Origin of the sequence: Pseudoalteromonas sp. SWYJZ12 (genome assembly GCF_015864395.1) — a bacterium.
Taxonomy (GTDB): Bacteria; Pseudomonadota; Gammaproteobacteria; order Enterobacterales; family Alteromonadaceae; genus Pseudoalteromonas; species Pseudoalteromonas arctica.
Window position 1 is genome coordinate 470,113 of the sequence record NZ_JADYXH010000002.1, and the last position, 18,396, is coordinate 488,508.

The 18,396-nt window shown below is 39.6% G+C and carries 17 protein-coding genes and 2 pseudogenes; 13 read left to right on the forward strand and 6 right to left on the reverse strand.

The features are described 5' to 3' along the window. Positions 1-11 precede the first annotated feature (11 nt). The 4 genes from I6F42_RS04350 to bioA form a co-directional block, all read right to left on the reverse strand. Entirely contained in the window at positions 12-1,511 is a 1,500-nt protein-coding gene (locus tag I6F42_RS04350; RefSeq protein ID WP_024589223.1) for an iron ABC transporter permease, read from the reverse strand. Next, positions 1,511-2,551: an extracellular solute-binding protein gene (locus I6F42_RS04355; protein WP_197151076.1), complete on the reverse strand. Its 1,041-nt coding sequence runs from the start codon at positions 2,549-2,551 to the stop codon at positions 1,511-1,513. Before I6F42_RS04355 ends, I6F42_RS04350 begins: the two co-directional genes overlap by 1 nt. Next, complete coding sequence (locus I6F42_RS04360; RefSeq protein WP_007586790.1) at positions 2,552-3,364, reverse strand: hypothetical protein; 813 nt, start codon at positions 3,362-3,364, stop codon at positions 2,552-2,554. Positions 3,365-3,535: 171 nt separating this feature from the next. Next, positions 3,536-4,837: an adenosylmethionine--8-amino-7-oxononanoate transaminase gene (gene bioA / locus I6F42_RS04365; RefSeq protein ID WP_197151082.1), complete on the reverse strand. Its 1,302-nt coding sequence runs from the start codon at positions 4,835-4,837 to the stop codon at positions 3,536-3,538. Positions 4,838-4,930: 93 nt separating this feature from the next. On the opposite strand from bioA, the gene bioB reads away from it, so the two are divergent. The 7 genes from bioB (at position 4,931) to I6F42_RS04400 (ending at position 12,230) form a co-directional block, all read left to right on the forward strand. After that, entirely contained in the window at positions 4,931-5,971 is a 1,041-nt protein-coding gene (gene bioB, locus I6F42_RS04370) for a biotin synthase BioB (RefSeq protein ID WP_010552743.1), read from the forward strand. Positions 5,972-5,983: 12 nt separating this feature from the next. Then, positions 5,984-7,135 carry an 8-amino-7-oxononanoate synthase gene (locus tag I6F42_RS04375; RefSeq protein WP_197151084.1) on the forward strand — a complete coding sequence of 384 codons (1,152 nt, stop codon included), beginning with the start codon at positions 5,984-5,986 and terminating at the stop codon, positions 7,133-7,135. Then, on the forward strand, positions 7,132-8,007 hold the full coding sequence (locus tag I6F42_RS04380) for a methyltransferase domain-containing protein (protein ID WP_197151087.1): 876 nt from the start codon (positions 7,132-7,134) through the stop codon (positions 8,005-8,007). Before I6F42_RS04375 ends, I6F42_RS04380 begins: the two co-directional genes overlap by 4 nt. Positions 8,008-8,035: 28 nt before the next feature. After that, the gene (gene bioD / locus I6F42_RS04385; RefSeq protein WP_007586785.1) at positions 8,036-8,719 is read left to right on the forward strand and encodes a dethiobiotin synthase; all 684 of its coding nucleotides are present in this window, start codon (positions 8,036-8,038) and stop codon (positions 8,717-8,719) included. A 121-nt stretch (positions 8,720-8,840) separates the two neighbouring features. Further along, entirely contained in the window at positions 8,841-10,412 is a 1,572-nt protein-coding gene (locus I6F42_RS04390; protein ID WP_197151089.1) for an FAD-dependent oxidoreductase, read from the forward strand. A 212-nt stretch (positions 10,413-10,624) separates the two neighbouring features. Continuing rightward, complete coding sequence (gene htpX, locus I6F42_RS04395) at positions 10,625-11,488, forward strand: protease HtpX (protein ID WP_197151092.1); 864 nt, start codon at positions 10,625-10,627, stop codon at positions 11,486-11,488. A 223-nt stretch (positions 11,489-11,711) separates the two neighbouring features. Then, complete coding sequence (locus tag I6F42_RS04400) at positions 11,712-12,230, forward strand: hypothetical protein (protein WP_308807873.1); 519 nt, start codon at positions 11,712-11,714, stop codon at positions 12,228-12,230. A gap of 99 nt (positions 12,231-12,329) precedes the next feature. On the opposite strand, the gene gloA is transcribed toward I6F42_RS04400, so the two are convergent. Next, positions 12,330-12,857: a lactoylglutathione lyase gene (gloA, locus tag I6F42_RS04405; RefSeq protein ID WP_197151094.1), complete on the reverse strand. Its 528-nt coding sequence runs from the start codon at positions 12,855-12,857 to the stop codon at positions 12,330-12,332. A gap of 122 nt (positions 12,858-12,979) precedes the next feature. Between gloA and I6F42_RS04410 the strand changes: the two genes are divergently transcribed. Then, positions 12,980-13,420 carry a GNAT family N-acetyltransferase gene (locus I6F42_RS04410; RefSeq protein ID WP_197151103.1) on the forward strand — a complete coding sequence of 147 codons (441 nt, stop codon included), beginning with the start codon at positions 12,980-12,982 and terminating at the stop codon, positions 13,418-13,420. A gap of 91 nt (positions 13,421-13,511) precedes the next feature. Further along, positions 13,512-14,021 carry a DUF421 domain-containing protein gene (locus I6F42_RS04415; RefSeq protein WP_007586767.1) on the forward strand — a complete coding sequence of 170 codons (510 nt, stop codon included), beginning with the start codon at positions 13,512-13,514 and terminating at the stop codon, positions 14,019-14,021. A 38-nt stretch (positions 14,022-14,059) separates the two neighbouring features. Here the strand turns inward: I6F42_RS04415 and I6F42_RS04420 are convergent, their stop codons facing one another. After that, positions 14,060-14,680 (reverse strand): trimeric intracellular cation channel family protein, encoded by a 621-nt coding sequence (locus I6F42_RS04420; RefSeq protein ID WP_002961255.1) that lies wholly within the window; start codon positions 14,678-14,680, stop codon positions 14,060-14,062. Between the two features lie 393 nt (positions 14,681-15,073). Between I6F42_RS04420 and I6F42_RS04425 the strand changes: the two genes are divergently transcribed. The 4 genes and pseudogenes from I6F42_RS04425 to I6F42_RS04440 all read left to right on the forward strand — a co-directional run. Beyond that, positions 15,074-15,691, forward strand: coding sequence for a cold shock domain-containing protein (locus tag I6F42_RS04425; RefSeq protein ID WP_197151112.1), 618 nt, complete (start codon positions 15,074-15,076; stop codon positions 15,689-15,691). Positions 15,692-15,980: 289 nt separating this feature from the next. Then, positions 15,981-17,687, forward strand: coding sequence for an ATP-dependent endonuclease (locus I6F42_RS04430; protein ID WP_197151114.1), 1,707 nt, complete (start codon positions 15,981-15,983; stop codon positions 17,685-17,687). A gap of 224 nt (positions 17,688-17,911) precedes the next feature. Beyond that, a pseudogene (locus I6F42_RS04435) lies at positions 17,912-18,052 on the forward strand (transposase); the annotation flags it as partial. Positions 18,053-18,150: 98 nt separating this feature from the next. After that, positions 18,151-18,396: pseudogene (locus tag I6F42_RS04440) on the forward strand (transposase); the annotation flags it as partial.

An 18,396-nucleotide genomic window follows, 5' to 3' on the forward strand; every position in this document is an offset into this window, starting at 1 on the left:
TTCTTAAATCCTTAATGTTCAAACTGGTTGCGTTTTTCGCCAGACATCATAATAGCTAACCCGCAGGCAGATATCACTACTAACAATAATCCAGGAATAGCAGCGCGACCAAAATAGCCCGCTTCGTATACACGCCATAAATAGGTAGAGAGGGTTTCAAACCCTGTTGGGCCAAGTAATAGCGTGGCTTCTAGTTCGCGCATTGACTCTAAAAACACCAGTGCTGCACCGGCAATAATACCGCGCATTGTTAAAGGCAGTGTTATACGAGTAAATACTTCACGTGGGCTTGCCCCTAATACGCGCGCAGACTTTACTAAGCTTGGGTCTAAGTGTTCGGTGCTTGTTCTAACAGAGCCCACAGCAAGTGGTAAAAATCGCAGCATATAAGCAATAATAAGCAATCCCAGTGTTTGATATAAAAACGGTAACTGCAAACCACCGTAAACAAGCGCTGTGCCCATTACTATACCCGGAATACCAAAACCAAAGTAAGTAACACGTTCCATTATACGACCCGCTTTTCCACTAAGTGCGGCATGTGCAACGGGGATCGCAACGATAACGGCTACAATTGCCGCAATACCCGATGCATACGTAGAGTTCCACGCAATATTAAAATCAAATGAGCTAAAACCATCACGAGCTAACCAAAGCGAAAATATAGCCAAAGGCAAGCCAATAGCGAGCAGTAAAACAGGTGCAAATGTAATAAATATTGCACTTAACTGTAGTTTGCTTGGGAATAAAATTAACGGGCGACCTTGGCGCTCAGGGGCTGTTTTTATTTGTGATTCAACTAAAAGTAAAAAGCCAACAATAACCATCAGTTGAAGCGAAAGCATGGCTGCGCGCCCTAACGCAAAAGCGTTGTATTCAACGTAAATTACGCGGGTAAACGTATCTAAGCGCATCATTGCGGGTGTGCCAAAGTCTGATAATGTATAAAGGGCGACTAACAAAGAGCCTGCTGCAATACCGTTAACTACGCGCGGTAATATAACTTTAAATATACTTTGCGTCATCGACATACCCAGCGTACGCGCGGCATTAACCATGCTTGCATCAAGGCTTAGTAGGGATGAGCGAGTTGTCATCATTACAAACGGGAAAGTATAAAGCGTCATCACAATTGCAGCGCCTGTTAGGCCATACATTGATGGTGTTTCTATTCCTGTTAAGGTGTTTATTTCGCCACCGGGGCCAAAAGCAGCATAAAGTGTAAACGCGCCAATATAACTGGGGATTGCCAGCGGCGCTGCAAATACAACCAGCCAGAGTTTTTTAAATGGTAAATGCACATACGCGCTAATAAACGCCAGTGGCACACCAATTAAAATAGATCCGAGTACCGTTAAACCCATTAACGATAACGTGTTACCTAAAATTTGAAGATTGTGGGTGTCAAACACTGAGCTTGCATCGCTTGCAAGCACTATTAATACATAAACAGGGGTAAGCGCAACAAGCGCTGCAAGCAGCGCCATTGGATAAGAGGCAGGTATTCTCATTACAATACGCCGCTGCTACGCATCAAATCTATAGTAGGGCGTAAATCAGCAAGCTGTGTTAAATCTACTTTAGGTGGAGAAATATTAGCAAGTGATGGTAGACCCTCAGGTTGGGTAATACCATTTACTAACGGAATTTCGTACGCTTCACTGGCTAAGTAACCTTGTACTTCTTTACTTAGTAAGTAACGCATAAAGTTAGTAGCAAGCGGATCGTCGTTAAGCGCTAATACACCCGATGCATTAACTAAACAGCCAGCATCATTTTGTGTAAATGCTAAATCAAGCTTAGCATCAGGCTTGCCTGATTTTAAACGCAATGTGTAATAATGATTAGCAAAACCAATATCAACTTCACCGCGTTCAACGCCCATAACAACACCTAATTCTCCAGCGTATGTTTTAGCACGTTTTTTTATCTTTTTAAGCCACTTAGCGGTTTTGTCGTCGCCTTCTAAAATTCGCATTGCGGTTACAAACGATTGAAAAGAAGCGTAGGCGGGCGCCCAACCAATACTTAAATCGCTGTCGGCAATTTCCATAATACTTGTTGGAATTTGATCTTTGGTCAAACGCGACGTGTTATATGGCAATGTACGAATACGGCCAGTTACTGGAGCCCACTCTTTATATCTAAATTGTGGTTGTAACTGAGCAGATAAATCACCTGGGATAGGTTGTGCAAGGTCTGCATCGGTTACTAAACCAATTGCGCCTGAATCAACCGCCCAAAATAAATCAGCGCGGCGAACGCCGGCTTTAGCTTCTGCAACAATCGTATTTGCTAAAGCAGCAGTAGGACCTCGGCGTATACCGAGTTTAAAGTCTGGATTTTTTTTCTGGATTGCTTGCAATACGTTTTCATACAAACCACCTTCGCCTCGGCCTAAATAAAGGGTTAACTCGCCTTTAAGCTTTGGTAAATCATCAACAGAAACTGGGTTTGCTATATCAGCGGCTAGCGCACGAGAAAGAGGCAGTGGCAATGAGCCAACCACCCCTAACGCAGCTAGGCCTTGAATAAAGGTCCTACGCTTCACTTAAAATACATCCTTACGGGCTTTTTCGGCTTTTTCTATTAAAACCTTAGCGCGGTCTAATTTTGTTTGCATATCACTGATCACATCGCGTACTTCATCGACGCTTTTGCTGTTTTTAATTGCTAGTGGCAGTGTTACGTTAAAGTCTTTTTCCAGCACTTCAACTAGGTTAGCGTCTTGCTCAATAAGTGTACCTTCAACGCCTTCAAACAGGTGTAGGTAAGTATCGTGAACAATTTCAGTTGCTTCGTCTTGTAAACGCTCAGCAAATTTAGCTACTACACGGTCTAATTTGTGCTTAATTTCATCAATTGTGGCACTTTGTGTCATTTCTTTTGTAGCGGTTGCTTTTACAGTGTCTAACAAGCCTTTTTGCTGGAATTTTGCAGCAAGCTTAACAGCCCCAAGGCCTTGCCACAAGGCTATGTTCATCGCTTTTTGTTGTTTACGAACTTCCTCAGCAGGCTGTTTATTATCAATGGCCATTTTTACGCCATAAAGACCCTGCCAAATAGAAGCGTATACCGGTACGAAGTTAGTTTCTATTGCGCTGTGAAACTTAACTGACTCCCAGTATTCAATTAAATCATCAGTTTTTACAGCTTTTGCGCCTTTAGTGTCGTAGTCGCTTACCATGGTATCAACTTTGCCTACCATCCATTCTACTTCTTCTGCGTAACTTTTAAGGTTAGCTTGAAGATGATTAACATGCTCGCCAATAGGGCCGTTAGCTAATACTGGTTGAGCCATAAACGCCGAGGCTAGTAAAAGGCTTGCACCTAAAGTTTTGGCTGGTTTAAATAGTAATTTCATAGCAAAGAAGTCCAAAAAGGTAATTGTAAATGATAGACATTATCATATAGCTAATAGTTAACGAGATCAATAACCACAAACTCGCTTAATAGATAAAAACACTAAATGTAGCGGTAGGTTACAGAAAATAGCCCTATAACCTGTATTAGGATTAGTTATTGAGACCGACTATTAAGCGTAATGCTTGCCTTTAATGGCATTATAAATTGCCTCACACAGTGCTTTAATACTTTCGTCATCACTTATATACGGTGGCATTAAGTAAATTAGTTTACCAAAGGGACGTATCCATACGCCTTGCTTTACAAAATAAGCCTGAATTTTAGCAACATCAACATTGCCCGCAGCATCGTTGAGTTCAACAACACCTATTGCGCCTAAAATACGCACATTAGCAACAGCTTCTAGTTCACTGCATTTATTAAGTTGTTGTAGCTGGGTGTTTATTTGCTTTATTCGTTGTTGCCAGTTTTGCTCAAGTAACAAGTCAATACTTGCGCAAGCCGCAGCACAGGCAAGCGGGTTACCCATAAAAGTAGGGCCGTGCATTAAAACACCTGCTTCACCTTCGCTTATGCCAATGGCTATTTTATCACTTGTTATAGTGGCCGATAGCGTCATTGAGCCGCCAGTTAATGCTTTACCAATGCACATTATATCGGGCTCTATATTGGCGTGCTCTACAGCAAATAATTTACCTGTACGGCCAAAGCCTGTGGCAATTTCGTCGCAAATTAGCAGTACGTTATATTGGGTGCAAAATTTACGCACGCAGGCTAAATAATCGGGGTGATAAAAGTTCATCCCCCCCGCGTTTTGTACAATAGGCTCAATTATGAAGGCGGCTACTTTGCTGTGGTTTGCTTTAAAGTATTCTTCAAGCTCTTTGGCTTCAGCTTGGTTAAACTCGCTATCAAATTTACTAACCGGTGCAGGCACAAATACATGCTCAGGTAAAAAGCCTGAATATAAACTATGCATTGAGTTAACGGGGTCGCATACGCTCATGGCTGCAAAGGTGTCGCCATGGTAGCCCTTGTAAGGCGTCATTAGTTTTTGTTTTGTTGTAATGCCTTGGCTTAACCAATATTGCAGCGCCATTTTAATCGCTACTTCAACACTTACCGATCCGCTGTCGGCTAAAAACACTTTAGTTAAACTCGGCGGCGTTATATTTACTATTTTTTTGCACAGCTCTACTGCACTGTTATGCGTAATTCCGCCAAACATAATGTGGCTCATATTATTAATTTGCTCAATCATGGCGCTATTTATAACAGGGTGGTTATAGCCATGTATTGCGCTCCACCACGAGGCCATGCCATCGATTAATTGCTCGCCAGTTTCGAGGTGAATAATGTTGTGATTTGCATGTGTAACAGGGTATACCGGAATTGGCTTAGTCATAGATGTATATGGATGCCAAATGTGCTCACGATCAAAATCAAGGTCAATCGTACTCTTTTTAATCATATGTAAACTTTAACTTGATGGGCTTCGTTGACAATGGTACTTCAACTCGTAGACTAAGCCAATATCACCGCTGAGAAAAAATAAGAGAGTATTATGGAACTTGCACCTGTTCGTCACGATTGGACCCACGCTGAAGTTAAAGCATTATTTGAAATGCCATTTAACGATTTACTTTTTAAAGCCGCATCGGTTCACCGTGCTAACTTCAACCCAAATGAAGTGCAAATTTCTACGTTGTTATCAATTAAAACAGGCGCTTGCCCAGAAGACTGTAAGTACTGCCCGCAGTCTGGCCATTACCGAACCGATTTAGAACGCGAACGCTTAATAGAAGTAGAAAAAGTAGTAGAGCAAGCACGCCTTGCAAAACAAAAAGGTGCGACGCGTTTTTGTATGGGGGCTGCATGGTCAGATCCAAAAGACAGAGACATGCCATACATTTCGCAAATGGTTAAAGAAGTAAAAGAGCTAGGGCTAGAAACCTGTATGACGCTGGGTAAACTCACAAACGAAAAAGCTCATGAACTTCGAGACGCTGGGCTTGATTACTATAATCATAACCTTGACACGTCACCTGAGTATTACGAGCAAATTATATCAACCCGTACTTTTCAAGATAGATTAAATACCATTGACCACGTACGCGATGCTGGTATGAAAGTATGCTCGGGCGGAATAGTCGGTATGGGCGAGCAAGCAAGCGACCGTTATGGGTTACTGATGCAGCTAGCTAATTTGCCACAACAGCCAGAAAGCGTGCCTATTAATATGCTCGTTAAAGTTAAAGGCACACCGCTTGAAAACGCAGACGATTTAGATCACTTTGAATTTGTACGTACCATTGCAACAGCGCGCATTATGATGCCACACAGTTATGTGCGTTTATCGGCAGGGCGCAACGCCATGAACGAGCAAATGCAGTCAATGTGCTTTTTTGCAGGCGCTAACTCAATATTTTATGGCGACAAACTTCTTACCACCGAAAACCCAGACGCTGATGCCGATATGAACCTAATTAAAAAATTAGGCATGAACCCAGAAAAGCGTCACGACTATTCAGACGAAGCAGTAGAAGCCTCGCTTTCATCGCAAGTAGCCGACAAAGCAACCTCTGAATTGTTTTACGAAGCGTAGGCTTTTATATCTATGCCTTTTGATTTTATAAACACGCATCTGCAGGCTCGCCAGCAAGATGCGTTACTTCGTAAACGCCACGTAGTGCAACATGCAACAGCGCGTACTATAACGGTTAATTACAAAACCTACCTTAACTTTGCCAGTAACGATTACTTAGGCTTTGGAGATGTGGCTGTTAATATTAATGACTCCCACGCATTAGGGAGTCACAGCTCAGCATTGGTTACGGGTTATCAGGCTCAGCAAAAAGCGCTTGAACAATACTTATGTGAGCAATTTGGTTATGGCGCAGCAATGCTATTTAACTCAGGGTTTAGCGCTAATAGCAGCGTAATTAAAGCTTTGTTTCAAGATAAAGCCGCTGCGCAAAACAGCGCTATTTTTCAAGATAAGTTAAATCATGCAAGCTTGATTGACGGGGCTATGCATTCTAACGCGGCTTTAGTGCGTTTTAATCACAACGACATGAACCATTTACGTTCACGGCTCGAAAAATCAAAAGCGCAAAACAAGCTAATTATAAGCGAAGGCGTGTTTTCGATGGATGGCGATACCGCGCCTCTTAAAGAATTACTCGCGCTTGCAAAACAGCATAACGCATGGCTAATGATTGACGACGCACACGGCTTTGGTGCATTAGGCAAAACCGGTTTGGGCAGTTGCGAAGCATTTATTACTCAAACGCTGCCAGATATATTAGTCATTACCTTTGGTAAAGCAGTTGCCAGTAGTGGCGCGTGTGTATTAGGCAGTAAACAGTTTATTGATTACATGCTGCAATTTAATCGCGATTACACGTATTCAACCGCTATGTCACCGCTTATGGCAAGTTACACACTTGCGCGTATTAAAAACATAAAAACAGCCGATGATAAACGCGATAAGCTAAGTGCCAATATTGCGTTATTTAAGCAACTCGCTAAAACCCATAATATTGCTGTAATGGAGTCTAACACCGCCATACAACCCATAGTATTAGGCTGTGCTGAGCAAACGTTGCAAGCGGCAGATAAACTTAAACAACAAGGTATTTGGCTCACTGCAATTAGACCGCCCACGGTTGCACATAACACCTCACGTTTACGCATTACTTTAACCGCTGCACATACCGAGCAAGACATAACGCACTTAGTTAAGCATTTAGTAGGTGCAGTAGCATGACTGCTCAGCCAGTATTAAAAACAGACCTAGTGCAAACACAACTTGTAAAACCGTGCCTAGTAAGTAGCGAGTTAAATAGAGAGTTAAACAAGGATTTAAGCGAGGAGCTAAATAAGGAGCTTAAAAAGTCTACACAAAGTAAATTTTCAAAGGCGGCGGCGAGTTATAACGCCCATGCAAATGTACAAAAACACGCTGCGAGCGATCTATTTGCACTCATAAAACCAGGCTTTAATAAAAATAAGATATGTGTTGATTTAGGCGCAGGGCCACTTGTTAATACGCATACCTTACAAAGTATGTTTGCAAGCGTTATTGCCATGGATTTGAGCATAAACATGCTGCAAAGTAGTAATTTAACCACACCTAAAATATGTGCAGATATGGATAACTTACCGCTACAAGCAAACAGTGTTGATGTTATTTACAGTAACTTTGCAGTGCAGTGGTCTGCTAATTTTTCGACTTTAATGCAATCACTTTACAGCATATTAAAACCAGGCGGGCAGGCGTACATAAGCACTGTGGTAGAGGGCTCACTTAACGAAATAAAAACAGCCTTTGCAGCGCTTGATTCTAACAGCCACATAAATACCTTTAATAGTGAGTTGCATATAAACCAATCAGTCCAAAAAGCAGGGTTTACTATTAACAGCGCTCAAAAACGTATTTACACCGATGAATACACAACACCTTTAAAAGCTATTGCCTCAATTAAAGCTATAGGTGCAACTACGCAAAATCATACCAATACACGTCAGGGGTTACTTACTAAATCGGCGCTACAAAAAGTATGCAGTGCGTATCCGCTTATAAATAACAAAGCATGTGTGTCTTATCATGTGGTGCTGTTATCATTAGAAAAACACTAAATAAGCCCAAAGACATTAAAGGCAACGCATGAAAGAATTTTTTATAACAGGCACCGACACCGATGCCGGAAAAACCCACGTTACCAGTTTGCTATTAAAGTTACTTGCCCAACACAAAAAACAAGCCATTGGCTTTAAACCCCTTGCTGCTGGCTGCGAAATGGCATTCGATCAACTAGTAAATGCTGATGCTCTAATACTAATGGAAAGCGCAACAGTCAGCGCTAAATACGACGTAGTAAATCCGTTTGCGTTTGCGCCACCTATTGCGCCGCACATAGCCGCTGAGCAAGTTGGGGTTAGTATTACTATTGATAAACTAAGTGATGCTTATAATGATGTAAAACAGCAGGGCGCTAATTACATACTTACCGAAGGTGCTGGTGGCTGGGCGTTACCTATTAACAATACGGAGTATTTATACGACTGGGTTAAAGCAGAGCAACTACCGGTAATACTGGTTGTTGGTATGAAGCTAGGTTGCTTAAATCATGCGTTACTAACCGCTGCGCATATGCAAAGTATGGGAATAAACTGCGTTGGTTGGATTGCAAACCAAGTCGATAAAAACATGGACGAGTACCAAGCAAACCTTGATTCACTTAAAGCACGTTTACCGTTTCCAATACTTGCCATAAGCCCATACAGCGAGCAAACTCCTAAGTTACAAATATACAAAAGCTTGCTTAGTGCGTTATCTATAAACACTTAAGCGGTTTTAAAAAAGCTACTTTGTTAGGTAAATCTTGAAATAGTCAGCCTTAGTACACATATAAACGTTTATAAATACATAGCTTGCTTAAAGACAATGTTACTAAGGACATAACGACTATATGACGCACCCATTTATTGAAAACTACGCCCCAGATGCGCACGTAAGCGCTGAGCCAAAAGCACTAAACTATGGCTTACCTAAAAAACGCGTAGGCATAATAGGTGGGGGCACAGCTGGCGCCACAATAGCCATTAGGCTTGCTGCGTTAGGGTTAGAAACTTATGTACTTGAAAAGAAAAAGTCGTTAATTGATGGTCCTCCAATGTGCCATTTGCACGCAGGTGGCAATTTATATCGCGAAATACCCGACGAAGACTGCATAGATTTACTCAAGCAATGTATAGATATTGCGCGCCTTTATCCTCACACCATAGATGTTCGCCCCACAGTATTTGCCGTACCTAAACGCGATGACGACTCACCAGAGGATTTATTTCCGCGTTTAAATAAATTAGTAAAAGCCTATAGCGAGCTTGTTAATCAAGACAGCGCTAACAAAGTATTAGGCGAGCCAGAGCATTATTATCAGTTATATAGTTATGAGCAAATGCTAAAGCTTGCTAAGCAAAAACAAGTAGCCAAGCCCACGTCGTTAGATGAGTGGATGATACCCGTGGCTAAGCATTTAGATTTAAATAAGCTAAAGTTTCCGCTTATTGTTGCACAAGAATATGGTTGGAATATTTTTCGTTTATCGGCCAGTGCACAACTCGCCCTTGCACAGTACAAACACGCTCACGTTTTAACAAGCACCAGTGTTAAAAGTGTATCGCCAGTTATAAATACCAATAATGATAAGCAAACACTTAAGTGGCGCATTGAATACCAATCAGAGCAAAGCCTTGATGAACAACCTGATACTCCAACTGATACACAAACCATTGAGGTAGATTACCTAATTAATGCGTGTGGTTTTCAAACCGGTATTATTGACGACCTGGTTGGGGTAGATGTAAAACGCATGGTCGAATTTAAAGCCTCTTACATTACTCATTGGCAAGGTGCTGGTGGGCAAATACCCGAAATTATTATTTACGGTAACCGTGGCACACCAGAGGGCATGGCGCAGCTAACGCCTTACCCAAATGGTTATTTTCAAATACACGGCATGACCAACGACATTACGCTATTTAATGACGGCTTAGCTGATGCAACACCAATGAGTGCTCAACCTAAACTCCCCAATAAATATCTGCATTACATTAAAGATGGCTGGGACAAAACAGCATTGCAAACACGTACTCAAACAGCAATTGATTATGTAGCCGAGTTTGTACCCGCGTTTAAAACTGCTAATACACAAAATAATGCCTTGTTTGGCGGGCAACAAATTCCAGGTGATGATGACACTTTGCGCGTAGCCGATGTAAGCTTATATTCACATATTAATTATGCGCGGGCCGAAAATGTTAAAGCATCGTCAACGTTAATAGCGGCAGATCAGATAGTGGGTGAGTTTATAAAGTTGGGAATAATAAGCAGCGATCCTGCTGTAAATCATCACCGCAGTACCCACCAATGGTCGTACCTTAAACATAATAGCGGCGAAAAAATTGGCGAAGTTGCACGCATATTGGCACACGAGCGTGGATTTCCAATTGATATGGCAGAGCTAAATCATAGCTTGTAATAAGCTGATTTATAAAGAAACTTCATATTTAAATTTGCTGTAAAACCCTTCCTAAAAAAATTATCAATAAACACATAAATAACACTTGTGTTATGACATAGTTTGTCACAAAATAGCGCTAACGTTATGACATAGTGTGTCATAACGCAGTGATTGCTTTAACCTAATTTAATTTTATGTTCGGTGATCAAACCTATTTTTGTGAGGACAATATGAAACGTATATTTTTGTTTTTATTAACTAACCTAGCGGTTATGTTGGTATTAGGTGTAGTGCTTTCAATAATAATGAGTGCGCTGGGCTTAAGTCATCGTAGCCTTGGCGGAATTTTACTTATAGCCACCGTATTTGGTTTTGGTGGATCGTTTATTTCGTTATTTATGTCGAAATGGATCGCTAAAAAATCAACAGGCGCGCATGTAATTACGCAGCCTCGAAACGAAACCGAACATTGGCTTGTACAAACGGTATCTGCGCAAGCACAAAAAGCAGGTATTAAAATGCCAGAAGTGGCTATTTACGACAGCCCAGAAATGAACGCGTTTGCAACGGGCCCCAGTAAAAACAACTCGTTAGTGGCAGTAAGCACAGGCTTAATGCACAACATGACCAAAGATCAGGCCGAAGCCGTACTTGCCCACGAAGTATCGCACATTGCTAACGGCGACATGGTAACGCTTACGCTAATACAAGGCGTGGTAAACACCTTTGTAATATTTGCCGCAAAAGTACTGGCAGGCATTGTAGATAACTTTATTAATAGCGATGAAGAAGAGGGCGGCAGTAGCTGGACATACTTCTTATTCGATATGTTATTCCAAGTATTATTTGGCGTGCTAGCAAGCATAGTAGTGGCAAGTTACAGTCGTAAACGTGAATTTGCAGCCGACAGCGGCGCTGCTAAACTAGTTGGTGCTGACAAAATGCGATCAGCCCTTGAGCGATTAAAGCAAAACCATCCTTCGCAATTAGAAGGCTCAATGATGGCCTTTGGTATTGCAAGTGGCAAAGGGATGGCTGAATTGTTTTCATCGCACCCGCCGCTTGATGCGCGAATCGACGCACTACGTAAATAATTAGCAAACCTATAAGCCAGCTTAATCGCTGGCTTTTTTATTTTTACGTTAAAATGCTAAAATCGCATGCACTGTATTTATATACAGTGCATTGTGTTGCTTTATAAAATCGTTACTTTTTTAAGCTATATGTGTTTACGGGGTTCTTTAGCATAAGTAAACTATAATACCTTAAAGGCAGTAATGCTGGTGGTTTTAATACTTAACAAGGACGGTTATTGTAGTGGAAAAGGTGCAACACACTAAAGAATGCATTATGTGCTTTAGCGCTATAGATTCACGGGCTAAAAAATGCCCGCAATGCACCTCACTTCAAGCTAAATATTCTAACTTAGAAAACAATCCCATTATTATTGGTGCATTAGCGCTTAGTATTGTTGGTATTTTTGGGTTTATTTTTTATCAAAATATTTATGTAGCAGGGCTTGAAGACCAAGCACAAAAAAACTTAATCGCTAATGTAAGCCAAATTAATACTAAAAATGAAAACGATGCATTGTATGTTGCATGCATAGGGCAGGTAAAAAACGAGTCGGACTTCACCTTTAAAAATATAAAGTTTAAGGTCGATTTTTTAACAGATCAAAAAGCACTAGTCGATACGCTATCAATAACCGACGAAGACCTAATTATACTTCCTAATGACTCAACAAACTTTAGGGTAAGAGGTATTGCGCAAAAAAAAGCGGCCAGTTATAACAATTGCCAAGTAACAATAACAGATGCCTGGGCTTATAAATAACTTATTTGTAGTTATTTAAAGCTATTTAAAGTATCAAATTAGTGAGTAAAAATAATTTAGAAAACCAACTCTAAGCTGGTTTTCTAATATAAACAGTGATTACTGAGAAAGAATAATTTCAGTAATTCCTTCGGCAGATAGTATTTCAATCCAGTAGCCGTCAGGGTCTTTAATAAAAGCTAAGCCTTTCATTGAGCCATCATCTGGTTTTTTAATAAACTCAACATCGTATTTTGCAAAGCGCTCACAGGCTTCGTAAACATCCGGTACGCTAATACCAATATGCCCAAATCCTTTAGGTTCTTGGTTACCACTGTGGTAGCCCTCAAAGCTGTCGTCGGTTTCGGTGCCCCAGTTATGGGTAAGCTCAATGAGTGCAGGGCGACCAAATACCCATTCTGCTTTAGTTTTATCATCACCTTGTGGCAATTCTTGCTCGTAGCCTAAAAAGTAAAGCGTAAACTTCATACCAGGAAAGTCATACTTACCTAACAGCTTCATACCTAATACATTTTGATAAAATGCGAGCGATGGCTTTGGATCTTTAATACGTAACATAGTTTGTTGCATAACAAAGCCCTGAGTGGCCTGTTCAACTTGTTCTGGAGATTCGTTATAGTTAGACATGGTGATCCTTACTAATAATTAAAAAGCGAATATAGAGATATAATGCTTAAACCATCATAATCAACCGTAGTTTAAATTTAAACTGTCTAGGTCAATTCATATAATAAAAAACAAGGAATTTTATGGCTATAACTATAACCACAGGCACAATTGATGATGTAACCGCAGTAAGTGAATATGTCCCTGAACTACTAACAGCCATTGATAGTGACACTTTACGTAACCGTTTAGAAAACAAAAAAGCATTGATATTAGTAGCACATAAAGAAGATACATTAGTTGGTTTTAAAATTGGCTATGAGCTATCTAATACACAATTTTATAGTTGGCTTGGCGGAGTGCATTTTAACTATCGTCGATTAGGTGTTGCTAAAAAATTACTTGTTCAACAAGAAAAGTGGGCTTATGAACAAGGCTTTACCGATATACACGTTAAATCGATGAACCGGTTTCCTCAAATGCTGACTATGCTCATCACTAATGGTTATCACGTTTGTGGCTACGTTGATAAAGAAAGCACAGAGCTAAGTAAAATTAAGTTTGTAAAACAACTAACAAAGTAAATACAGGCACTTTATTCATCGTTATTTAACTTAGCGCCATGTAGGGTTATAAGCAAAAGCTAATTGCCACCTTTAATAGCAAGGAGCCACTATGTTTTACGATGATATTCAGGGGTTATTACGTGTACTTACAATAGGCGTACTGGGTTATATTGCACTGGTGTTCTGGCTGCGTGTATCGGGTAAACGTACGCTTTCAAAATGGAACGTGTTCGACTTTATAGTCACCATTGCGCTGGGCTCTATATTAGCGTCTGTTATTATTTCAAAAAGTGTTCCGTTAGCTGAGGGCATACTGGCCTTTGTCGTATTAATAGGGCTGCAATATGTTATTACGTGGCTTAGTGTGCGCTCGTCAAAATTTGCAGCACTTATAAAAGCAGAACCCACGCTTTTACTGAGTGATGGTGAATATTGCACGGCTGCACTTAAATCGCAGCGGGTAACAAAATCAGAAATTCGCGCAGCTATTCGTGGCGCTGGTATACTAGCCATAGAAGATGTAGCCGCCGTAGTGCTAGAAACCGATGGCAGTTTTAGCGTACTTAAGCAAAATAACAGCGGGTTAAAAACCGCGTTAAGTGATGTAAGCGGGCATTAAATTAATACGCTAATAGTTATATTAAATAAGGCTTATTTTTATTTAGCGTGCTGCTCTAATAAACTAAAGGTAGGTAAGCGCCATTTAAAGCGTATTGAGGCCATACGTATTAAGTAGCCTGCAACAAGGCTTACAATAATGCTTATGTTGTCATCAATATTGTAATGGTGTAGCGCTAAGTACAAGCACGCTACAAGTAACGATACACTCGCGTATAGCTCGTTATGTAATACCAACGGCGCTTGGCGACATATTAAATCACGCAGTAATCCACCAAATACGCCAGTAACAACGGCGGCCACTACACAAATACCGTAATGCAGCCCCATATTTAGCCCCACTTGGCAGCCAATAATGCTAAAGGCAGCTAAACCCAGGGCGTCTAGGCGCATAAATATGCCTTTAAATTTAACTACCCATTTAGCCAGCCACGTAGTGACAATACCGGCAATACAGGTAATTAATAAATACTCTGGGTGTTGTACCCACGTAAGCGGGTAATTGCCTAGTAATATATCTCGAACGCTACCACCGCCAATTGCCGTGGCGCTGGCTACAAGCACTACGCCAAACCAATCCATTTTCATTCTTCCTGCGCTAAGTGCGCCAGTCATGGCTTCTGCGGTAATACCAATAATATAAACAATCGTTAATAGCATGAGATAATCACTTAAAATACGTGCATAAAAATAAGGTGTGGATTGTATAGATAAATTAAGTAAATAACGAATGAAAAATCGTACTAAAAACGGTTAATTCAGATAGAAATAACTAATGACAAAACCTTGTGTAAACAAGCTGTTAAGCTGGTGGGTGAGTGCGTAATGGTTGATGTGAATTAAAGGACATTTGGCCGCAAATTATAAATAAAACAGGTTGAGGTTTAGCTGTTTTTAGCACGCTTATTTTTGAGTTTATTTTATTAGGTAAAGCGTAAAAATTAACGCAATATGAATATTTGGTTGCATGGTTTTAATTTAGGAACGTATAATAACAAGTGTTAACTAAATGGAATTTGCGTAAAACGCAGCTTAAGCAGAGCAGGTGGATATATGAACAAAGGATTGTTAAAGTCGTGGAAAACCGACAAAGGTTTTGGTTTTATTAAATCAGACACCCTAGAACACGACACATTTATACACATATCAGCGCTCAAACACATGAGCCGCAAGCCAAAAGTTGGCGACACCATTTACTTTGAAGTTGCTACGCAGCCCGACGGTAAAACCAAAGCAATTAACTGCCGCATAGAAGGCGTTGCAGAGCTTAAAGCCCCTTATCAAAAACACAATAACCAGCCGCACCGCATTGCCAAATCTAATTTTGCCAGTAGCTTTTTAGGTAAAGCCGCCTCAATTGCGCTAATTGCTGCACTTTGCTTTTATGCGATTAATAAATACAACATTCACTCAAGCAGCCAAACACCCGTTATCTTCAATGACGATTTAACCACCAATGCCGATTTAGCCACCTTTGATGAACAACACCCAAAAATCGTTATTCCTAAAAGCACGCAAAATTTTACGTGTGATGGCAGGCAGCACTGCAGCCAAATGACATCAAAAGACGAAGCAATATTTTTTATTAATAACTGCCCTAATACAAAAATGGATGGGGATAGAGATGGTGACCCTTGTGAGAGGGATACAAGGTTTCAAAATGAGTGGTAGTTTGATAAATCGTTTAGTTAAAGGCTTGGTTGAATAAAAATAGAATTAATTAATAGCTGTGTATAAATACAGTTATTTAAGTTTTGTCCCAGAACATTATTAAAAGTCGTTTTGGGGTTAAATAACAAAGGTCATTGAGTAACTCTTGTAGTTAGTTGTTATTAATAGAGTTGTTTAGTGTAAATGTCGAACAACGTAATATACGCTGTTTGGGGGTGTTATAACCCCCCAAATGGGTTCAATAAGCTGTTAGGCACAATCAGTTTCACTACACAGTTATAGGTAGTAAATGTATATATCCAAAATAAAACTTGATAATTTCAAGTCATTTGAATCTATTGAGATAAATTGCAATGAGAATTTCAACGTTATTGTTGGAGAAAATAATATTGGTAAAAGTACTCTGTTTGAAGCACTAATTCTTTGGAAGTATGCTTACAACACGTTGATACAGGCAAAAAATAGTAAGAAGTTTTATAAAGCTAGTACAAATTACTACATCCCATTTTCAGAACTTAATCAGATAAGACTTGTTAATGACGATGATATTTTTTATAACTCAAACTTAGGGAGCGCATCAATAACAATTACTATTAAAGATGCTGATGAAGAGTTCTCTTTAAAAATAAAATTCGAAAAACCTGGTATAAAAAACTCATATCTGAGGATTTTTAATAATGAAAACTTCGAAGAGTTTGAAAGGTTTGCGAGGCATATTGATAGTAAAGAATGCTCTCTAAAAAATGCAATATTCATATATCAAACAAGACCAATATCCACGATATACAAAAACGAACCATTTTATAACAATGCTCAAATTGAGAAAAAGATTAGTGTTGGTAAATCTCATGATGTATTAAGAAATAAAATACTAAAAACTGAAAATTCACAAGCAACAAAAGTTGCAGAAAAATTCGAACAACTAGAAGGTCGAATAAATAGAGTTTTAAAAAGCAATTATTTGATCAGATTTAAAAATAGTAATAGAAATGACTCAGAGTATGTGAGAGTTACAGCTCAATGCTCTTCTCACAAAGAGTTAGAGATATCAATGATGGGTAGTGGTTTTTTACAAGTTGTAGAAATATTTTCCACAATTGAATACATCGAAAAGAGTAAGGGTGAAATCTGCCTAGTCCTTATCGATGAACCAGATTCACATATACACTCAGATTTACAATCTCGTTTGATCGACGAACTAAAATCACATGACGAGAGTCAAATTTATGTAATTACTCACAATGATAGACTTATAAATAAAGTTGATGAAGGTGAGTTGTTCTATCTTAATAAAACCGTAAAAAACCAAGGTCAATTAACAGCACTAAGTATAGATAACTTCTCAACTGTAAAAGAAGGACTAGCCAGTGCGTTAAGTGAAATTGAAAATAATTCGCACAAACCAATAATTTTGACTGAAGGTAAAACAGATCAAAAAATATTAGAAGTGGCATGGAATAAGCTGTTCGGAAATACTGAATTACCTTATTCTATCATTTCATCAGGTATTCATTTTGATGAAGAAAGTCGTACTGGTAGCGCTGATACTGTAAGAAGATCACTCGAATATCTTGCAAATATTGTAGACCACAAAGTCATTGGTCTGTTCGACAATGATAGAGAAGGTAATGAGTGTTTCAAAGGCTTAAATAAGCAAATTTTTGTTGACCATTCCCTGTCTGAACAAGTTAGAAAACATCGTACTAAAGATATTTATGGAGTCACACTGCCTGTACCAGATTTTCGCTCACATTACGTTAATCAAGCTGTATTAATACAACGATATTTTGTAATTGAGCACTATTTTACAGATGATATTCTTGCCATCAATCATTTAAAAGATGATCCAATTATACAAGGCACAGACGTATTTAACATTAAAGGAAACAAAAATGATTTCTCAGATAACTGCAATGATTTAGATGCAGCTGAGTTTGAGAATTTTAGAGCTTTATTTGATCAACTAAACGTTCTGTGTGAAGATCCAGGCGCCTAACAATCCCATCCAAACGACGAAAGTTAACAGTGACATATATGGACGCTCCCTTGAAGTCAAGACAGGAAGGATTAACAGTGACACCCATCCTAAATTTTGCTCTTTTCAAAATTTAGGACTACGTTTTAGTTAGTCAAGTTAACAGTGACACCCATCCTAAATTTTGCTCTTTTCAAAATTTAGGTCTACGTTTTAGTTAGTGCAAAAAACGAGCAGGGTGTCTTATGGCAATTGCAAGAAAGCGTCAAGTAAGTTTGGTTGATACAAAATACTATCACTGTATTTCACGCTGTGTTCGTCGTGCATTTTTATGTGGAGAAGACCGTTTTACTGGTCAATCTTACGAGCATCGACGAGGGTGGGTTGAAGACGACAAATTAACAGTGACACCCATCCTAAATTTTGCTCTTTTAAAAATTTAGGACTACGTTTTAGTTAGTGTAAAAAACGAGCAGGGTGTCTTATGGCAATCGCAAGAAAGCGTCAAGTAAGTTTGGTTGATACAAAATACTATCACTGTATATCACGCTGTGTTCGTCGTGCATTTTTATGTGGCGAAGACCGTTTTACAGGTCAATCTTACGAGCATCGACGAGGGTGGGTTGAAGATAAGCTGCTTGAATTAGCGAAGGTATTTTGTATTGATGTATGTGCTTATGCCGTAATGAGTAATCACACCCATTTGGTACTATATGTAGATGATAAGAAA